15 protein-coding genes, 1 pseudogene and 1 CRISPR repeat array (1 of these 17 only partly in view) are annotated in these 18,648 nt (G+C 68.2%); of the genes and pseudogenes, 6 read left to right on the forward strand and 10 right to left on the reverse strand.

Going from position 1 to position 18,648, the window contains the following annotated elements; all coding sequences use genetic code 11:
• Nucleotides 1–202: direct repeats of the CRISPR family, unit length 29 nt; unit sequence GGGGTCATCCCCGCGGGTGCGGGGAGCAG; it begins 743 nt to the left of the window's first position.
• An 83-nt stretch (nucleotides 203–285) separates the two neighbouring features.
• Genes cas2e through casA form a run of 7 tightly spaced genes read right to left on the reverse strand, consistent with a single transcriptional unit; the run spans nucleotide 286 to nucleotide 9,570 of the window.
• Nucleotides 286–630 carry a type I-E CRISPR-associated endoribonuclease Cas2e gene (gene cas2e / locus AB0953_RS27655; RefSeq protein WP_366862282.1) on the reverse strand — a complete coding sequence of 115 codons (345 nt, stop codon included), beginning with the start codon at nucleotides 628–630 and terminating at the stop codon, nucleotides 286–288.
• Nucleotides 627–1,574, reverse strand: a complete 948-nt coding sequence (gene cas1e, locus AB0953_RS27660) for a type I-E CRISPR-associated endonuclease Cas1e (RefSeq protein WP_366862283.1) — start codon at nucleotides 1,572–1,574, stop codon at nucleotides 627–629. The genes cas2e and cas1e overlap by 4 nt, the downstream gene beginning before the upstream one ends.
• Nucleotides 1,571–2,281, reverse strand: a complete 711-nt coding sequence (cas6e, locus tag AB0953_RS27665; RefSeq protein ID WP_366862284.1) for a type I-E CRISPR-associated protein Cas6/Cse3/CasE — start codon at nucleotides 2,279–2,281, stop codon at nucleotides 1,571–1,573. The genes cas1e and cas6e overlap by 4 nt, the downstream gene beginning before the upstream one ends.
• Nucleotides 2,281–3,057 carry a type I-E CRISPR-associated protein Cas5/CasD gene (gene cas5e, locus AB0953_RS27670; RefSeq protein ID WP_366862285.1) on the reverse strand — a complete coding sequence of 259 codons (777 nt, stop codon included), beginning with the start codon at nucleotides 3,055–3,057 and terminating at the stop codon, nucleotides 2,281–2,283. The genes cas6e and cas5e overlap by 1 nt, the downstream gene beginning before the upstream one ends.
• Complete coding sequence (gene cas7e / locus AB0953_RS27675) at nucleotides 3,054–4,301, reverse strand: type I-E CRISPR-associated protein Cas7/Cse4/CasC (RefSeq protein WP_366862286.1); 1,248 nt, start codon at nucleotides 4,299–4,301, stop codon at nucleotides 3,054–3,056. Before cas7e ends, cas5e begins: the two co-directional genes overlap by 4 nt.
• Nucleotides 4,298–5,050, reverse strand: a complete 753-nt coding sequence (casB, locus tag AB0953_RS27680; protein ID WP_366862287.1) for a type I-E CRISPR-associated protein Cse2/CasB — start codon at nucleotides 5,048–5,050, stop codon at nucleotides 4,298–4,300. Before casB ends, cas7e begins: the two co-directional genes overlap by 4 nt.
• Nucleotides 5,047–9,570: a type I-E CRISPR-associated protein Cse1/CasA gene (casA, locus tag AB0953_RS27685; protein ID WP_366862288.1), complete on the reverse strand. Its 4,524-nt coding sequence runs from the start codon at nucleotides 9,568–9,570 to the stop codon at nucleotides 5,047–5,049. The genes casB and casA overlap by 4 nt, the downstream gene beginning before the upstream one ends.
• Nucleotides 9,571–10,810: 1,240 nt before the next feature.
• Here casA and AB0953_RS27690 point away from each other — a divergent pair.
• A complete protein-coding gene (locus AB0953_RS27690) occupies nucleotides 10,811–11,011 on the forward strand; it encodes a hypothetical protein (RefSeq protein ID WP_366862365.1) in 201 nt (66 codons plus the stop codon).
• A 25-nt stretch (nucleotides 11,012–11,036) separates the two neighbouring features.
• On the opposite strand, the pseudogene AB0953_RS27695 reads toward AB0953_RS27690, so the two are convergent.
• A pseudogene (locus AB0953_RS27695) lies at nucleotides 11,037–11,357 on the reverse strand (transposase family protein); the annotation flags it as partial.
• Between the two features lie 850 nt (nucleotides 11,358–12,207).
• On the opposite strand from AB0953_RS27695, the gene AB0953_RS27700 reads away from it, so the two are divergent.
• The 5 genes from AB0953_RS27700 (at nucleotide 12,208) to AB0953_RS27720 (ending at nucleotide 15,830) form a co-directional block, all read left to right on the forward strand.
• A complete protein-coding gene (locus tag AB0953_RS27700) occupies nucleotides 12,208–12,678 on the forward strand; it encodes a DUF4259 domain-containing protein (protein ID WP_366862289.1) in 471 nt (156 codons plus the stop codon).
• On the forward strand, nucleotides 12,675–13,079 hold the full coding sequence (locus tag AB0953_RS27705; RefSeq protein WP_366862290.1) for a hypothetical protein: 405 nt from the start codon (nucleotides 12,675–12,677) through the stop codon (nucleotides 13,077–13,079). The genes AB0953_RS27700 and AB0953_RS27705 overlap by 4 nt, the downstream gene beginning before the upstream one ends.
• Nucleotides 13,080–13,111: 32 nt before the next feature.
• Nucleotides 13,112–13,927, forward strand: a complete 816-nt coding sequence (locus AB0953_RS27710) for a DUF4253 domain-containing protein (protein WP_366862291.1) — start codon at nucleotides 13,112–13,114, stop codon at nucleotides 13,925–13,927.
• 688 nt (nucleotides 13,928–14,615) lie between these two features.
• Nucleotides 14,616–14,819: a hypothetical protein gene (locus tag AB0953_RS27715; RefSeq protein WP_366862292.1), complete on the forward strand. Its 204-nt coding sequence runs from the start codon at nucleotides 14,616–14,618 to the stop codon at nucleotides 14,817–14,819.
• A 405-nt stretch (nucleotides 14,820–15,224) separates the two neighbouring features.
• A complete protein-coding gene (locus AB0953_RS27720; protein WP_366862293.1) occupies nucleotides 15,225–15,830 on the forward strand; it encodes a hypothetical protein in 606 nt (201 codons plus the stop codon).
• 106 nt (nucleotides 15,831–15,936) lie between these two features.
• Here AB0953_RS27720 and AB0953_RS27725 read toward each other — a convergent pair whose 3' ends face one another.
• Together AB0953_RS27725 and AB0953_RS27730 are read right to left on the reverse strand one after the other, a co-directional pair.
• The gene (locus tag AB0953_RS27725) at nucleotides 15,937–17,193 is read right to left on the reverse strand and encodes a ParB/RepB/Spo0J family partition protein (RefSeq protein ID WP_366862294.1); all 1,257 of its coding nucleotides are present in this window, start codon (nucleotides 17,191–17,193) and stop codon (nucleotides 15,937–15,939) included.
• A complete protein-coding gene (locus AB0953_RS27730) occupies nucleotides 17,190–18,350 on the reverse strand; it encodes a ParA family protein (protein ID WP_366862295.1) in 1,161 nt (386 codons plus the stop codon). Before AB0953_RS27730 ends, AB0953_RS27725 begins: the two co-directional genes overlap by 4 nt.
• Between the last annotated feature and the right edge of the window lie 298 nt (nucleotides 18,351–18,648).

The raw sequence follows: 18,648 nt of genomic DNA on the forward strand, positions 1-18,648 counted from the left end.
CGCGGGTGCGGGGAGCAGAATCCATGTAGTTCCCGGACCCTATCGGGGTCGGGGTCATCCCCGCGGGTGCGGGGAGCAGCGTGCCCCACTCCAGGCCGTAGGCATTGCCCTGGGGGTCATCCCCGCGGGTGCGGGGAGCAGGGCCCGGCAGTCGTCGCAGGGGGTCTCGCCGCGGGGTCATCCCCGCGGGTGCGGGGAGCAGTCTTCCTGGCCTGCAGCTTCATGCGCTGCCATGTGCCTTTCTCAACACTTTCAAGGGATCGGGCATTGGGAACGCATCGGGCATTAGCGGGTCCCGAAGCGGCGTCGTTTGGACGCTGTGCTCCAGCCGCGGCGGTTGGACTGTCGTTGCGGGGCGTCGTTGGGGCGGTGGATCAAGGTGATGCCCTCGTGGTCGACCGGCTGCCACTTGTGGTCATGCGTCTCGAAGGCGAATCCCTGCTCGTTGTTGGTGCTGTAGGCAAGCAGGGCCCGTCCGATGCCGGCGTACTGTTTCACTTCCTCCCACAAGACCGCCCTGATACGGGCGGACGGTCCTCCGATGAACACTCCGGGAGAGATTTCCAAGAGCCATCGGGTCAGAAAGCCCCGGAGGCCGGCTGGGCACTGGGTGAGGACGATGACGGTCACCAGGTCATCTCGTCCGCGTAGTTTCGGCCTGCGGGGACGGCACTGTCTCTGTCCGATTGAAGCGTGACCCGGTCGTCGCTTCCGATGTCGGTGGTCTCACCGTCGGGGAGCAGGAGTCGTTTGATGTCGTTCACGCAGCGGTCCAGCAGCCGGGTCCGATTGATGGCGTCGCGCAGCGCCCGGCGGGTGCGGGAGCCTATGTCGTGGTCGCCTTCGGCTGCCACGGCGAAGGCGATGGGGATGCCGACGTCGGTCTTGTACAGGTCGGCGATGTCCATGACGAATGAGAGTTCGTGCCCTGAGTGGACGAAGCCCAGGCCGGTGGAGCAGCCGAGTGCGGCGACGACGGCGTGGGCGACCCCGTACATGCACTGGCCAGCAGCGGTGATGGCTTGGTTCGGTGTGTCGCCTGCCGTGAAGTCGCCGGGGACGTAGTGGCGTCCGCGCCAAGGGACGCCGGTGCGTTCGGCCTGGCGTCGGTAGCAGTCCTTGACGCGCTTTCCCTCGTGGCCGAGGAGTTCGAGCCGTGACAGGCCGGCGGGGTCCTCGTCCGGGAAGCGCAGCCGGTACATGGCGCGGGCGACCTCGAGGCGGGTGCGTCGGTTGGCCCATCGGGTGGCTTGGGCCTCCAGGAGAGCCGAGGAGCGGCTCAGCGCCCGTCCGCCCGCGTAGTAGCGCACCCCCTGCTCGCCGACCCAGGCGACGGCTGCGCCGCTTTCGGCGAGGACGCTCATGGCCTGGTGGGTGATGCGTGTGCCCGGGCCGAGAAGCAGGGCGCCGATGGTGGCGGAGGGAATGTGGGTGGTGCCGTCGGCGTCTTCCGCGGTGATGGCGTTCTCGTCGCGATGGACGACGCACCGTTCCAGGTAGACGAAGGAGATCCGTTCTGCGACGCGGGTCAGCTCGCGGGGTGAGGAGGTGCGGCGCTGGGCGACGGTCGTCATCGGCCACCGACTCGCGCGAGGGTCATCAGACCGCAGCCGTAGGCCTTGGCCCTACCGAGTCCCTGGGTCAGGGTGCGGCGTAGGGCGGTGGGGTCGGTGACTTCCAGTCGGCCGTCGTAGGTGACGGTGACCAGCGGGACGTTGTTGGCTTTGCCCGTGGTGAGTTCGGTCTTGTCGAAGCGGTGGCGCCGTTCGTCCCGGACAGTCAGCTGGTGTTCGTCCCCCTGGGGCAGGCGTCGGCGTTCCGCGGGCGTTTCGAGGACTCGGAAGCCGGCCTGCTCCTGACGGGCGAGCAGCCATGCCATTTGGTGGCGGGGCGTGCGGTGTGCGGTGCGCTTGCGTTCCTCATCCGGGGTGCGACGGATGTGGTGCACGGGGTTGGCCGTGAGGCGGAATTCCCAGGTGCTGCCTTGGGTGAGTCCGTCGAGGAAGGACTTGTAGTCGTACGTCTGCCAGGTGGCGGTGGTGGGCCAGCCCGCCTGTTCCACGAGGTGGGTGAGATCGGGGCGGTCCTCGCTGACGATGAAGAGCAGTACCTCGGCACGGGAGGTGTGGTCGAGGCGCCAAAGTATCCGCGAAGAGCTTCCCTGGCTGGGCAGGGCGCCGGCGAAGGAGGACATCACTGCGGCGTGCATGCGCTGGGGCGATGCCAGAAGGTGGCGTGCGCCTTGGCGTGCGGTGTTGATTCGGAATCGGGTCAGGTGCATCAGTGGCCGTCCAGCGGGAGCTGCGTGGGCAGCTGGGTGAGGTGGGCTTCCGGTGAGTGGCTGGGCACGGGCAACCGCCGGCGTCGCTGGCTGTGCCGCGGTTCGTTGGCGGGACGGAAGTGCGGATTGGAGACGTCGACGGAGGTCGAGACGACGGTGCGCAGGGCGTAGCGGCGATGGGCGGGGTCGAAGCTGAGCGGCTGGTCCCGGAGTGTGGTGCCGAGCCGGGCTCCTGCGGCGGCCTCGGCGAGGAGGGGCAGGGGAACCATGGCCTGCTTACGGTGCCTCTTTTGGTGCCATGCGGCGGCTTGCCACGGCTCGTCGTGCAGGACGGCAGCCGGGTCGTTCCCGTCGCGGATGCCGAGTTCTACCGGTCCCTGTGGGGGGCACGAGCGGCGGCCCAGATAGGGAAGATAGACGGGGGCGCGCACGGCCTCGTACAGGGCGTGGATCAAGTCGTCGTCGCCCGCGACGGCCGCGAGGAAGACCGCATCGGCCAGGTAGAAGCGTTCGGAGACGGGCATCGCCTTGTCCGTGTCGGCGTGATGGGCGGTTTGGAAGTCGCGGATGCGGGTGCCCGGCTGGTCGATCCGTACGGCGAAGGCGAGTGCGGCGAGGTCGGAGAGGTCAGCGTCGCGCTGTCGGCCGAGTGCGCCGGCTAGGAGGCCGACGACGCCGCTCTTCGACGGTGCCGTCTCAGTGGTGCGGCGGGCGAACCGGGCGGAAGACCCCCATGCCTGTAGGGGTGCCGCCAAGCGGAGGACGAGGACGCTCATCCACGCTTCCCCAGACGGTCCGCCACGGCGTCGCCGACCTGGGTGACGAGCTCGCGCAGGGTGACGGGCTCCCCCAGGCTCTCGAGGTCCTCGGTCTGCTTGCCTACGCGTACGATCCAGGTGTGGTCGGCGGTTGCGCCGAAGGCCTGCTCGACGGCCGGAATGTGCTCGGCCAGGGCGCGGCACGCCGCCTGTACATGGCCTTGCGGTTCCTCGGTCGTCTCCGTGGGGCTGCCCTGGGTCACGGGGGTCTCGAAGGCGCCGACGAAACTGACCGGGCGGGCGGAGCGCAGCTTGACGATCACGGCGTCGGGGAGGGTGTGGTTCCCGAAGGTGTTCACCTTTCCGGTGGGCATCGAGAGGGTGAAGCCCTCGATGAAGGCCTCCACGGCTCGGCGCACCGGCTCCTTGTTGCGGTCATCGCCGTCGTCGTTCAGGCCGGCGTCCAGGTTGTCGGCCAGGCGGTTGATGTCGACGGCCGCATAGCGGTAAAGGGTGGCCGAGTTGAAGTCGACAGTGCCGATCATTCCGGCGCCCGGTTCCGCGTTGGTGTTCTGGTCGTCGACGGCGGTGAAGTAGTCCGTTTCGAGGTCTACGGCGTGCACGCTCAGGGCATGGGCGACCTGGGCGGCGGCCTCGACGTTGATATCGGTGTTGTCGGCGACCATCCTGCCGAAGAGCGCGATGTCGACGGAGTGCCGGCTGGCCGCCGCCTTCTTGGCACGCGCCTTGACCTGGGCATCCTTCAGGAACACCTTCGGCTCTGCCTTCTTGCCGAGGCCTTCGATGGCCAAGTCGGCGAGGGCGTCGAGCTGCCGGGCGCTGAGGAAGAGCAGGTACGAGGATTGCGGGGCTTGCGGGTCGGCGGTCTCCTCGGCGTCCTCTCCCTTGGCGGCCTTGGACGTGGTCTTGCGCGTGGGCGTCTCGATCTTGGCGCCGGTGGCCACCTGGACGATCTCGGCCGCCATCGGCCACACCTGCCCAGTGGTCAACGACTCCTCACGCGCGGTGATCCTCTCGGTGAGGGCTTCGACGACCTTCTTGGTCCGCACTCCGAGCTCGGCGGGGTCCAGGAGTTCCTCAAAGGCTGTGCGCGTGGCCTTCTTCCAGGCCTGGCTCGAGACCCTGGAACGGCGCACCCCTCCGAAAACGGCGCTCTTCGGAGCACCTGTGTCATCTCGGTTGATGTTGCTCGGGGGGACGGTCTGCAGGATGTGGACATCGAGGATGGTGCGGCGGCTCATGTCTGGTCCTTCGTTTCGTGCGTCGCGGTGTCGTCGGCGTCGGGCGGGGACTGGGAGGCGCTCTGCTCTGGATCGGCATTCGGAATGCGGTACGCGTGGAAGCTGCGTCCCCATGCCTGGCGGACCTGAGGGGCTCCGCCGGGCCGTTGCCACTGCTCCAGGTGCTCGGCGAGAAGGCCGTAGTCGAGGGGGATCTCGGACGTGCGCAGAAGCACGACCAGTTCGCGGAGCCGCTGCGCGAGCACGTCGAAGGTCGTCGCCGTTCCGGCGCGTAACAGGCGCTTGCGGATCGGCTCGTCGGAGTCGGTGCCCGACATCAGCCGGCGTACGGCAGTGCCCAGGGATGCGCCGTCTTCCACGTGCATCCGCTTAGTCCGGTTGGACTGCTGGTGCAGGGCCCACAGCGTGACGGCGACATGCGTGGCGCGTTCGGCACGCAGTACCTCGGCTTGGCTCGGGCGGCGTCCGGGGGGCTGGGCGGCGTAGAACTGTTCCATCCCCACCAGTCCCCACAGGTCCGGCATCTCGGTGGCCTGGCGGCCGATGCCCCGGCGGAGGCGCGCCAGGGTCTGGACGGCCTGGGAGCTGTCATTGCGGTAGTCGTGCTGCAGGGTTCGGATCCGTTGGGAGACCGCCTGTCGCACGGGTGGCACCTCCCGTTTCTTCGTCACGCCGGTGTCGGACGTCTGGCCCGTCTTGTCTTCGGGGGGCGGGGCGGGCGCCGGGATCTGCGGCGCGGCTTGCGTCATCGGGCTGCCTCCTTGCTTTGATTGCGGTCGTCTCCGGCAGGGGGTGGGCCGGTGTGCGGGGTGGGTCGCAGGGGAAGCGCCTTGTGAAGCCTGGCGTGGAAGATGCGCTCGGAGGCGGCGTTGTCCAACCAGTCGGCGTCATTGGCCTCGGAGAGGAGTCCTGCTGCCGCGTCGCGGATGATGCGGTACGTGCTCGCTTGCCAGGTTGCGCGGGCGGCGGGCGCGTCGTCGCCGCTGCCCAGTGCGGCCAGCCACTCGCGGTACGGGCCGTCGAGCAGGCCGAATCCCAGGTCGCGTGCGGTATCGCGCGGTGCTTCGGGCGGCCGCCGAGTGGCTACGGCCAGATCAGCCGCAAGGTCCCCGAGGGCGTTGACGGCCTTGCTGCTGTCCTCGACCGCCGCGATGGCTTCGCGGGCGTAGCGTTGGTCGGTCTCGTGCAGCAGGACGACCGACATGGCGATGCTGTCGTCGACGACTTCGTCGATGACCGATTGCTGCGTGCCGTACACGGCGCTGATGAGGCGGGGGCGAATGAGAAGGTCTTTCGGCAGCAGGCCCTCGCGCGTGAGCTCAGAGATCCATTTGAGTACTCCGGCTCGCAGGTGGGCGGGGGCTTCGGAGCTTGCGCTCGGCAATCCATCGGCCGCTGATACGAGCAGGGAAGCGAGGTTGCGCCAGGCAGCACGTGCCGGGTCGTGCTGGCGGGGCATGTAGACCGGCGAGCGGCCGAGTTTCTTCTCTTGGGGGGCACTGCGGCGCCAGCTGCTCATCGGCTCGCGCCGGTGGGCGTCCGCGGCTGGGAGGGGGTCCCCGTAGGAGAGGACGACTCCGGACACGGCCTGGCCGTCGTGGTGGAGGCGGATACGGCGCGACTGCCAGGTGTACAGGTCGCGGGGACCGGTGGGCCTGAGGGGCAGGTCGCTCTGTACGTCGGGGCCGCACTGCTCGCGGCGCCAGGCAGGCCGGTCGTCGTTGTCCGTGGTGATGGCGGGCGAATCGGCAGCGACGAGGTTGAGGAGAAGGGTCTGCTGAAGGTTGTCTCCTTCGGCGAACACGCCGCCGATGTTCCCGGCCCAGGCGACGCCCTGGGGATATCCCTTGCCGCCCTTGACCCTGGGGTCGCCCACGGCGCCGGACTTGATTCCTGAGGTGTCGAAGGCCTGGGCGTGGACGAGCCAGCGGGCCGCTTCGGCGAAGGACAGGCGATCGACGCCTCGCCGGCGCATCGTGAAGAAGGGGTCGCCGTTCGGTACGTCGGCAACTATGCGGTTGAGGGATGCGACCTCGTTCTTCTGCGTCCGCAAGTCCGCCACTTGGAAGAAGGGCTGGGTCGGGTGGAGCAGGTCGAAGCGTTCTCGGTGCCGGTCGAGGTAGGGGCCGACTTGGGACAACGGGTGCGGGCTCTCGCTCAGGTCCTGCCAGGCGTCAATGTCCTCGGGGCCGTCGACCGCGTCGTGAAGGATGGCCAGCAGCAGGCGCATCAAGGCTAATTCCTGGGTGGGCACGTCGCCCACGAGCCGCCGGATCTCTGTCGCGCGGGCGAACACTTCCTTCAAGGAGAGTTCCGTCGTTGACCCGTCGCATAACTGGACGGGCAGCCATGGGCGCGAGACGAGATCAAAACCTGGCACGCTTTTCACCAACTTCACATCCTTGGCGCCGGCCGGGGTGACCTCCAGGCCGTCGGACTCGCTGTACCGAAGGTCGAAGCCTGCCAGGTGGGTCTGACAATCCTCGTCGAGCACGAGGAACAGTTCCCCGGCCAGCAGGTGGCTCTCCTTGGCCTGCCATGCGTCGGGGCAGAACTGCTCCAGCTCGTCGATCACGCGGTCGATGAGCCATGGTTTGACGAAGTGGTACGGGAGGCGCAGTGCGCTGGCCACGGCGGCACGGGCGGCCCGGGGTGTCGGGACCGCATCTTCGGGAAGCTCGAGCCCACCCATGCCCCGGTCCAGCCAGGGCAGGGTTGCGTAGGTGCCGTCGCTGCGGCGCTGGATGACGAGGACTTCCAGGGATTCCTCACCATCCCTGACCTGCGCCCGGCCTGCCCGTGTGTCGTCGGCGTCACCGACGCCCGCGTCGATCCATCCGATCAGCGACCGCCCTGGCCTGCGCACCTCGTCGAGGAGGAAGGTCTGCGCCTGCCTGCGCTGCTTGGCCATGGCCTGGTCGTGTTCAGCTCGGGCACTTTCCATGACCTCGGCCCAGGCTTCGGGCACGGCGGGTGTGGTGTCGCCGTAGGCACTCTGTACGAGGGCACTGATCTGGGCCGGGAGGTCCACGGGGGTGCCATTGAGGTGCGGCCGCAGGACTGCGAGGGAGCGCATGAGGGCGTGACTCCCGTAGACGGCAGCCGACCCGCCTGCAGGACAGGGCGGTTCGGCCTGCCAATCGACTCCGGTGATCAGACATCTCGGGGCTCGCAGCCGCTTCGGACGCTCGCACTGGCCCTCCCCGCGCTGGTGCCGGTGCAGTCGGCCCATGCGCTGCAGAACCAGGTCGACCGGGGCGAGGTCGGTCACCAGGAGATCGAAGTCGATGTCGAGCGACTGCTCTGCCACCTGGCTGGCGACGACAATGTGGAGGCCCTCCGGCCGCTTTCCATGGGGGCCGAACGTGTCAACGAGTTCGTCGTCCTTGCGTGCCCGGTCCAGGTCGATGAACCTCGAGTGGGCAACCGTCACCGACTCCCGCCCGAAGCGTTCACGGAGAACCTCGGCGGCTTGCAGGACGCGGTCGACGGTGTTACGGATCACCAGCGCGCAGCCGCCACCGGCGAGCTCGCTCTCCAGACGGTCCGCCAAGGCTCCCAGTCCGTCGTCCAGCCGCTCCACGGTAATCGTGCTGTGCCGGTCGATAGCGGCAGGCGGCGTACTGATAACCGCCTGCCGCCCCTCTGAGACTATGCTGAGCAGCGGATAGGCGGTGGCAGACACCAGCGCCCCGTGCCCGTCCGCCGTCTTGGAGTAGGCCATGGCCAGGGCCTGGCGGCGGGCGGCCGGCAAGGTTGCGGACAGCATCACCACCGGCACCTTGTACTGGCCAAGCCAGGACAGGACGCGTTCCAGGTACTCGCTCATGTAGGCGTCGTAAGCGTGCACCTCGTCGATCACGACGACCTTGCCTGCCAAGGCCAAGTGTCGCAGTGCGAGATGTCTGCTCTTGAGCCCTGCAAAGAGCAGCTGGTCAATGGTGCCGACGACGAAATTCGCCAGCATGCCCTTCTTCTTCCCGCGCAGCCACTGGTGTGCGACCAGCTCGGACGCGGCAGCGTACTGGTCACGGCGGGCGGACCACACGGAGTCGGTGACCCCGTCGAGGTCCACAGCGGCGATCGGCCGGGAGCCGACGCGCAGGTCCTTGGCGAAGTCATCGTTGAGGAAGGCCTTGGCATGCGCGAGGGAGACCGTGCGTACTTCGTCGCCCGGGAGGTTGGAGAGCCAGTTGCGCAGCCGGCCGTACATCGCGTTGGCAGTGGCGCGCGTGGGCAGTGCGACGAAGCATCCGCCCGCTCGCGTGCGGGAAGCGAGAATCTCTGCCGCGGCGAACGCAGCCTCGGTCTTCCCCTCCCCCATCGGTGCTTCAATGATCAACAGCCCGGGTGTTTCGATCTCCCGCGCGAGCCGAACGGCTTCCGCCTGCAGGGGGCGGATCCGGGACAGCGCGAACCGCGAGGCGAAGACGGCTTCCGCGCTTTCGACGACGGCCTGCGGGGACCACGGAGGCGGAAGCTGAATGCCGCGCCACGCTGCTTCGATGCGCTCGGCGTCGTCGCGGGGATGCTCCTCCGGGTAAAGGAGGAAGAGATCAGAGTTGCTGGCGATCCAGTCCGCGAGGATCACCAAGGCTGAGACAGCCACTTGGACGGGTTGGGGAAGCTTGGTCGACTGCCAGGCCGGCAGCCTTTCGCTCACGCCGTAGGCCTCAGCGCAGGCGTCTAAGAGCTCCGTCTGCACGTCGTGCCAGCGCTGTTCACTTGGACCAGGTGTCCGCAGGAGCTCGGTGTGCTGCTGGAGGGCGTGGAAGTGCTCGTGCCCGGGGAGCAGACCATGGTGCCCTCCGACGGCAACGGCAAAGGCCATCGATGCCCGGGGAGACCATCCGTGCCGCTCAAGCCACCCCTCAAGAATGACCTGCCCTGCCATGCCGTGAGGAGCCCGCTTGCGGTCGTCGCCCAACTGCTTGGCGGTCGGCATGTCCAGTCCCGCGTCCCGCATGTTGTGCGCCAGGGAGTCAACCTGGCAGGCGAAGGCCGGCGTGGCCTTTCCCACGTCATGGACGGCGGCGAGCCACACGACGAGCCGCTTGGCGTCATCATCTCCGCCAGGAAGGCTCTCGGCGACCAGCCTGCGCACGTTGAGCGGGGTCCACTCCTCCCACAGCCGCTCCGCCATGGCGGCGGAGTCGGCCATGTGCCGCCACAAGGGCAGCCACTTCATGTCCTTCGCTTCGTGCTTGGCCCACACCGAGCGCGCTGCCCGCGTCAGCGCAGCGCCCCAATGGGCTGCGTCCTTCTCCATCTCGATCCCCCCAGGACCGCGGTTCCCACCGCCTCGGCCACAGACACGCGGAGCCGGAAAGCGGACTCCCCTGCAGTCGCCCGTCTGGGCGGAGGGGAGCCCGTTCATGATCAGGGCGCTACTGATGCCCTGTTCGCCATTACGCCGGATTCACCCGTGTGAGTGACGCGCGCACGATGACCACCAGCAGGACAACGAGGGCAGCGACACGGATCCAAGCATCAACCGGCAACTGTGATCCCGCGCCCCCCATCAGAACTGCAACAACAACGGGCAACAGCCATCCATACGGCTGCTGCCCGTCGGCAACACGTGAGTTCAGTGCAAGTAACCTGTGAGACATCCGCAGATCCCCTCTGTGGTTCGTGGTCGAGCCCGCCCGGAGCTTCATCAGGGCAAGGGCGGGCTTGGCCTGCACACATGTGCAGGTCCGCTGACGCCCGAGGCCACCGCGTGACGCCGTCGCAGAGGACCGTACCGCACAAGTGATGATCAACCCCCTTTCCTCTTAAAGGGGTTGTTGGTGATTTCGATAGAGCCAACAGGCACAGTTGGAGGTTCTGCAGACTGCAGGTTGAAACCATCCCCGCTAGTGCGGGGAGCAAGGTGCTGAACGACGGCAGAGCCAGCACGCACAGGGGTCATCCCCGCCAGGCGGGGACCAGCAGTGAGGCGGCGCGGCGAACCGTCCGCCACGACGCAGACTACCCCCGCACCTTCCCTCCTGTAGGGCAATAGCGCAGGCCACCGTCACAGGGCTGAGGTCAGACGAGTGGGTCGAAGCCCGGCACTACACAGGCCCGGAGCTTGCCAACGCCCGCCGCCCACGCGAGTCATAGACTGAAGAACGCGCCGTGCCCTCAGCGCCCACAGCATGGCCTCGAATCGAGATCACCGATGGCCGTCGATACACCTCCCCCACTAGAGGTGCCCTGCGGCCCCACCACCTCACCTGGCACAGCTCGACCATAGGCGCTGGGATAGACGAGTGCGGATCGCCCCCCCAAGGTGCGGGGAGCAGATCGATGACGGGTTGGCTAAAGACCGCAAGACGGGCCCCCGGGGGGCGGTTCCCGGCCTCGCAGCGGACCAGGTGCCCGATAGGCTCATCCCCGCGGGTGCAGGGAGCGACTTTGTTTTCCACAACATGGCAGGCGGTACCCGGGGGCCTCCCCGCTGGTGCGGGAAGCAGGCCGCGATGCCGTACAGGGCCGGCCACCACGGGGGATCATCCCCGCGGGTGCGGGGAGCAGTACTGCGCGAGGAGCTTGGCGAGCGTCAGCCGGCGACCGACCCCGCCGGCGGCGACTCCACCGTGAACGACGAGACCGGCATCATCGGCCTCGGCCGGGACTTCGACCGGCACCTGTACGTGCTGGCCGACCGTTCCGGAGCCCTCGGCGCCAACAACTGGCGCCATGCGGCCTGCCGCCTCGCATGAGTGCGGTCCGACCGGTGGCGCCGAGATGGGCGATGACATCGGCAAGGGTTCGGAGCCTGAGGCCGTTCTCGATCCGGCAGCCGCGGTAGGCGAGCAAGGGCCTGACCTCGCCGACTGCCCGGGTGATGGTGGCGCGGTCGACTTGAAACCAGCAGGCCAGGACGTCGTGTGTCACGCCGTGGCGGAGGTGGACCAGCATGGCCGGGAGCCGGTCGACGAAGACCAGCTTGTACTTCGCTCCCGCACTCACGGCCCGCTGGCGCGGCCGGTCGAGCAGCTCGGCATCTCTGCGGACCTGCCAGACCGGCCCCAACTCCGCCCGCGGACCCACCGCGCTCGCAGGCAAACCCCCGCCAGCCGCGTCCCCAACCTCACAGGGCAATACAGCTAGCCGATGGGCGTCTGCAGTCCGCGGGCGCTGTAGGCGACATTGCTCGCATCGCGCGGGGTAGAGCGGGCTGCCTTTGAAGTTGTTACGCGGCTGTTCACGCGGAACGCGCCTTCCGGAGCATCGTCGTGCGGCACCTGGGAGCACGATCCCGCGTGCGCCGGATGGTGCTGAACTTTTGTCCGCGGACAAAAGTTCAGCACCGGGAGGGGGGACTGGTCGGCCTGCCGTCTTCCATGACGAGATCGGGGAGGACGGACAGCGCAAGACTTGAGACTCGACGTATGGGTTGGCGGCCTTCACGGCGATGCGAGGCGGCCAGGCGCCCAGTCGGTGCGGATCCGCCTTCATACGCTCTCGCTCTCCACTGAGCAGAGCCGACATGAGAGCCACGGTGTCGACACGGCCGGTCCCTCTGGCTTAGCTCGACCAGTCCGGATGACAGGTGCTGGTTTTTTCCGTCGCACACGGCTACGAGGGTGGCGAGAGTAAACCGGACGGTGTCGCTCTCCTCTCCCCATGGGACCGGAGCCGCCGCAGCTCCCTGCTGATGGCCCGCCGTGTCCACCGTGTCGCCGGAGCCAGGCGCCCCTTCGAGACGGATGCCAGGACAAGTAGAGCGGTTCCCCCTTCTCGGCATTTGGGCGACAGATGCTGCAGGGCGAGAGATGAAGGGCGTCCCGGAAACCGTGCGCCATGCACCCGATCCTCAGTGAGGCGCTCGCCGGTATGTCCTGTACCCGACAGCTTCTGTCAGTGGTCTCTGCCAGGATGCCCGGGTCAAGACCAAGGTCGATCTGGAGAGACTATGGGCACGTGGGGCACCGGCCCCTTCGACAACGACACCGCAGCGGACTTCAGCGGGGACCTCGATGAGGCAGCGGCAGATGAACGGGAGGGCATCGTCCGCGGGGCTCTCCTACGTGTGATCGGCACCGCGGGCTACCTGGAAGCGCCCGAGTCTGATCATGCCGTGGCTGCGGCTGCCCTTGTCGCCGCGCAGTCCCCTGGCGGTGAGCCTGCCCATCCGGTCTATGGGCCGGAAGAGCCTCTTCCCGATCTCACCGGCTTGCGCGATCTCGCGCTGCAGGCCCTCGACCGGGTCATGACCGAGCCGTCCGAGCTGATGGATCTTTGGGCGGAAGCGGATGGCGCCCCCTGGCGTGCGAACGTCCGCCGCCTGCGGAAGGTGTTCCTGCCGCAGGCGCCCGGAGATCAGCTCAGCCTGTTCTGCCCCATGCAACCACTACGCGACTCTTATCCGGAAGGCCCTGAATGAGCTGGGACGTGCTTCTCCTCCGCCTGCCCGACGGCGTCACCTCGTTGCGGGAGGTCCCCGCCGACTACACCCCCGGCCCACTCGGTCGGCGCCACGAGATACTCGCGGCTGTCCCTCAGGCCCTTCCTGAAGTTGATCTGTCGGACTCCGAGTGGGGCGAACTCCATGGCCTCACTTGGTCCATCGAGCTCAACATCGGCTCGGAAGACCCGGTTGACTCCCTCATGCTCCACATTCGGGGTTCCGGTGACGACGTGCTGACGCCTGTCCTCCGTCTTGCCCAAGCTCTGCAATGCAAAGCGCTCGACTGTGCCGGAGGAGACCTGATCACTCCGGGGCAGACGGCAGGCTGGCACGCGTTCCAGCAGTTCCGCGATCGAGTGGCCGAGGCCTCCCAGTGAGGCACCGCGGCCGTAGCGCCAGCATCCGCACCATGCTCTCTGCATCCCCGTTGACCTTGAGTGAGGGCCTGCTTCCGGCGGGTCGGATGGTCATGTCCGACGAAGGCGACGGAGACGTGCAGGCATTGTGGCTCAGTGACGGGCCGGCCACGGCCGAGCTGTGGTGGCGGATGTATGCCGAGCACACGCGCTCCGGCCTGTGGCCGTTGCTGCTCGACGCGCTGGATCCGAACGATGCCGAATTCCGTCCATGGGGGTCCGGAGAAGTCTTCCCTGAGCAGATGTCCTCCCCGGCAAACCATGACCCTTCCGGTCTCCTCGCACAGTGGTGGGCGACCTACACGGCTGTCGACGAAGACGACGACATGCTCGACACCGACCGCCGCCTCGCCGTCACCGCCCCCTTCGGACATACCTGGCCTGGCCTCGCGCCCAGCCGAGAGGTCGCAACGAATCCCGACCAGCTCGCCGCCGAGTTCGCGCAGGCGTTCCTCGCCGGCCGCCCGCAGACACGTCTGGGGCTGTTCCCTGCGGCGTCCGGTGCGGAGGCGCTTGCGGTCTCGGGTTGGAGCGGACCCTGCAACTACGAGAACGACACCGCGAAACTTTCCGCGGTCGTCCGTGACTGGGAACGCCGGTTCGGAGCCCGCGTCGTCGCGGTCGGGTTCTCCACGCTGCACCTCAGCGTCGCCGCGCCCCCGGCAGACGAGCACGACGCTCTCCTGGTCGCCGCCGAGCACTTCGCCTTCTGCCCGGACAACATCTGGCAGGGCCGCAGGCCGTACACGCTGGCCGCGTACGCACAACGACTCATCGACGCTCCCGTCTGGGAGTTCTGGTGGGGCTGAGCCATCGGGATCCAGACCTGGAACCCCTTTCGTGCGCCTGGCTGAGGCATCGAAGACCGCATCCGGGCAATGAGGGGGCCCTGTCGAAGACAGCTGTGTCGGGGCCGGACTTTTGTCCGCGGACAAAAGTCCGGCTCCATCGCCGATGGAACGGCGATGCGGCCTGAAGTCAGCACAGGGGTGTGTGTGCCGTCGTTCCGCCCGTTGATCTGGATGAGGAGAATTGTCAGCTGCACGCGGCCTTGGCCGTCATGTGCTGCCGGACCGCGCCGTACACGGCCTGCGGGTCCTGCCATGTGACGGAAGTCGGGAGCGATCCACTCCGTTGCCCTGCGTCGGGATGACACCCTCGGGGTCAGCCTCCTCATCGTATGCCTCCGCATGACCGCTCATCCGCACCGGCGGGGGCGCCCGTCCAGGCACCGAAGAGGGCCAGCGGGGCCTGTTCAGCACCGACGAGCTGCAGCTCAGCTGCCGGAGCAGGAGCCTCCACCAGGCCGGCCGACGGGGACGCGGGCTCCCGACTTTTGTCCGCGGACAAAAGTCTGCCCCTGCCGTTCAAGCTCGTGGCAGCATGGGCTGCATGACGACGATCCGAAAGGTCCATGCCGCGTAGGCGGCGGGGACACCCCGGCAGCGTCGGACAGAGGCTGCGAGGCTGGGCATCGACGTTCTCTCCGCGCGCGCAGTGGCAGAGATCGCCCGCCTCGAAGGCACCCGGAACTACCTGGAGCCAGGAGACATCGTCCTCGCCCTGGACCGGTGGAAGCAGTACGTGCGCAGCCCCGAGCGTCGGCAGTGGCATGAATGCGAGTGGGGCAGCGTGCACTGGTACTGCTGTGGAAACCCCCTGGAAGGGCGCGCTCTCCTCGACGGCGTGCTGTTGGCATGACCCCTCGGAGCGCCCGCGAACTCCGGGCAGGCCTTGGCAAGTACGACGCTCTCTGGGGCATCCCTTACCCCTATCTCGCGGATCGAGGTTGAGGAGGCGCTCCGCCGTGGAAGCCCCCGACTTTTGTCCGCGGACAAAAGTCGGGGGCTTCCACGGTCCCTGCTGAATGCTCCAGCGGTGCGGGTGCCCGGGGTCGGCGGGGCAGGCAAGGACGCTGAGTTCGCTGTGGTTGCCCACGTCGACTGCGTTGGCTCGACGGCCAGGCCCGGGGCAGGTGCGGGTCCTCGAGGGTGCTTGCTGTCGCCGTCCCGTTTGGACGTGTCGACGGTCATTGGCAACCGGGTCCCGCTGATGCCGTCAAATCCCGGTCGCGGGTGCCAGTGCAGCCCTGGCAGAGTGTCCGTCGTGAGCTCCGAGACCGCGCCCCCCGCACCGATCCGCCACCACGACCACGGCACGTGGCTCGTCCGGTTCACCGGGCGGGTGCTCGTGGTCTGCCCGCGGTGCGGGGGCCGGGCGGTCGTCGTGCCTCGGCCCGGCCTCTCTGCACCGAAGTACTTCAGCCAGCTGCTCTTCCAGCCACGCCGTCTCACCTGCGCCGGATGCGGTGCAGTTGCCGACTGGACGGCCGAGCAGCGGGGTGCCGGTCTGGTGGGCGCGGTCCCCGGCGGCACCGAGGACCCCTTCTTCAGGCGGCCGCTCTGGCTTCAGACCCGCTGTGCCGGGCGGATTCTGTGGGCCTACGACGAGGAGCACGTCGATGCCCTAGCCGCCTACGTGGGTGCTCGGCTGCGCGAGCGTCACGCCTCCCCGACGATGGCCATGTTCGCCCGGCTGCCGGCCTGGATGAAGTCCTCGTCACGCCGTGACGAGGTGCTGGCCGGCCTCGCGACCCTCCGTACTCTCGCCGGGCTGTCGGCCCCCGCCGACCGTTCCGACGCAGCCCACGAACGCGGCGACCGCCCGCGCCACCACGGCAGCATGTACTTCCGCGGCGGTCCGTACGCATAGCACTTCGCTCGGATCGCCTCGGCCTTCCGGCTCCAGACTTTTGTCCGCGGACAAAAGTCTGGGCCCCACCGCGTGCGGTGGGGCCCTCGAGATGGGACAGCGGCGGCTACTTCCGCTGGTTGTTGTTCTCGATCAGGAGCATCGTCAGCTCGGCCCGGTGCTTGGCCGACATGTTCGCCCAGATTGCTGTGTACATGGCCTTCGGGTCCTGCCACGGAACGGAAGCCATGTCCGTTGCCCTGGCTTGAGGGGGGATGGCCCCTTCGGGCTCGCGCTCCTCCACGGGCTCCGCCGCAGCGGGCTCTTCGCGGACCGGCGCAGCGGTGACCGTCGGCGCCATCGGCGCAGGAGCGGGGATCGGGCTGGCCTCCGGCTCAGCCACCGGGTTCGGGGCTTCAACGATGGGCATCACCGGGCTCGAAGCCTCCCGACTTTTGTCCGCGGACAAAAATCGGGCCGGTTGGGGTTCCTGTTCCGCAGGCTCTGCCGCTTCCCCTGCCGGGCTCGCCTCGGCCTGCACTGGCACTGGCACCGGTGCCGGTGCAGGTGCCGACACCCGCACGGCCTGCTCCGCGCTGCGCAGTATCTCGCGCTGCGCCGCCTTCAGCTGGGCTTCTTGCTCCTTGCTGTCCTTGAGGAAGGCCAGCAGCTCCGCGGCGCCGACGCCCGGCCGGTCCTTGGCCGCGCGCGCCAGGAGGCGCCCGTCGCGCTCGGGCAGGTCTCCCGAGCTGAGCATGGACTGGATCTCCTCCGGGAGCTCCAGCAGCACCAGCTGGTTGGTGACCCACGACGGCGACTTACCCAGCCGCTCCGCAGCCCGGGACTTCGCCCCGTGCTCCCGGCCCTGTTCCGCGCAGGTGTCGACGAGCTGCTGCACGCCGCGGGCGCGCTCGATCACGTCGAAGTCCTCGCGCTCGAGGTTCTCGGCGAGGAGGTGGTCGATGAAGTCGGTGCGGGAGCCGGCCAGGTCGTCGCGTACGACGAAGTCCAGCGCCTCCAGCCCGACGTGCAGCGCGCTGCGGAAACGGCGCTCGCCGTTGATGAGGACGTAGTCTGCCGAGCCGATCCGGGACTCGTGGTCGGGCCACAGTGCGAGGTAGGCGCTGCGGCTGACCGTGACACACGCCGAGAGCTGGGCCTGGCGCAGTTCCTCGCCGAAGCGGGTCATGTCCTCGTCCGTGCCGAAGTTGCGGCGCGGGTTGAGGGGGGTGGGCGAGACCTGGTCCAGGGGGATACGGATCAGTTCGTACGTCGGCAGGTCGCCCTGGGCGATGGCTTTCGCACGGCCCCGCTCGCTGCGGCCGCTGGTGCGACGGGCATTGCTGAAGGAGGACCCGGTGCCGAGGAGGTCGCTCTTGCTCATGCCGCGATCCTCCGGGCGATGTCGCGCATGGCCTCGGACTGCTCGCAGTCGGGGGCGTAGTGCAGCAGGGGCAGCTTCATGCGTACCGCTTCGCGCTGCTCCTTCAGGTCCGAGATGACGGCGATGACCGGCGGGTCGCCGAACTCCTTCCAGCTGTTGAGGGAGGAGGTCACCACGAAGCCCTTGCGGCTGTCGTAGAGGTTGACGACGAAGCCCAGCTGGGCGATCTCGATGTCCAGGTCGTCGACCAGGTCCTCGAGCTGTTCGCTCAGCATGTCGTACGCGTCGGCGGAGGTGTCCTCGGCCTGGACGGGGACGAGGATGCCGGAGGTCTTCGGTGCCTCGCCCTCGCGGGTGCGCGCGTAGTAGAGGGCGGTGTCCATGGTGTAGCCGAGGCTGGGAGGGCAGTCGACGACGATGTAGTCGAAGTCCTTCTCCAGTTCTTCCAGGGCCTTCTCGAGGGCAGTCTCCTTGGTGCGGACGTGGCGGGTGGTGGCCAGCCGGGCGTCCAGGAGGAAGGCGTCCTTGCAGGAGGGCAGGAGGAAGAGCCTGCCGGCGAACGCCCCGTGCTCGATGGGGACCAGCAGGTCCCGGACCCGGCCTTCGATCTCGCCGAGCATGTGCTTGGCCAGGCTCGGCTCCTTGATGCCCAGCATCTCCGCGCCGAGGTGGCGGGTCAGGTGGCCCTGGGGGTCGAAGTCGATGACGCAGACGCGGGCGCCGGTCTCGGCCAGGGCCTGGGAGAGCCCGTTGCTGATGGCGCTCTTGCCGACGCCGCCCTTCTGGTTGCAGACCACGATCCGGCGGGCGCCCTCGCTGGCCGGGCGGCGTCGGCCGGCGGGGGAGGGATGGGTGTCGAGCCACAGCCGGATGGACTGGGCGACGCCCTGGTTGTACGGGACCTCCCGCACCCGGCAGTCCTCCTTGAAGTCCCCGTAGAGACCGGTGGGGAGGTAGGTGGAGAAGGAGGAGGCGCCGGAGGTGTCCACGGGGGTCGCCCCGGAGGCGTCGGCACGCCAGGCGTGGATGCCGTCGGTGACGGCGTCCTGGATGTCCACGCCCAACTGGGCTGCGCGGACCTTGAGTTCCTGCCGCAGGGACGCGGGCAGCTTCGCGACTACCTTTTCCCTGACTTCCGGATCGTATGGAGCGGTCATGTGGGTACCTTACTAACCTCCAAGAGGGAAGGCGAAGAGGCACGCCGGACGGATGTTGCCGCAGATGCGGCTAGTTGTCCTGGAATGCCCTCGGTCTGGCCCGATGGCTCGCACCCCGGAGGGCGGGTCCAGCACGAGGGACGACCGGTTCCGCCGCACGCGTCTCGTCCTGGTACCTCGGGTGCTCCATGCTCGAGTGATGCTGATCGAACTGGTGAAGGTCGCAAAGTTTCCTTGGAGTCCCTGGCTGGCCCAGGGTCCGGACCCCTTTTGGAGGGACTGCGGTCCGCTGGTGTGG

The sequence above is a fragment of the Streptomyces sp. NPDC046866 genome (genome assembly GCF_040704625.1).
Taxonomy (GTDB): domain Bacteria; phylum Actinomycetota; class Actinomycetes; order Streptomycetales; family Streptomycetaceae; genus Streptomyces.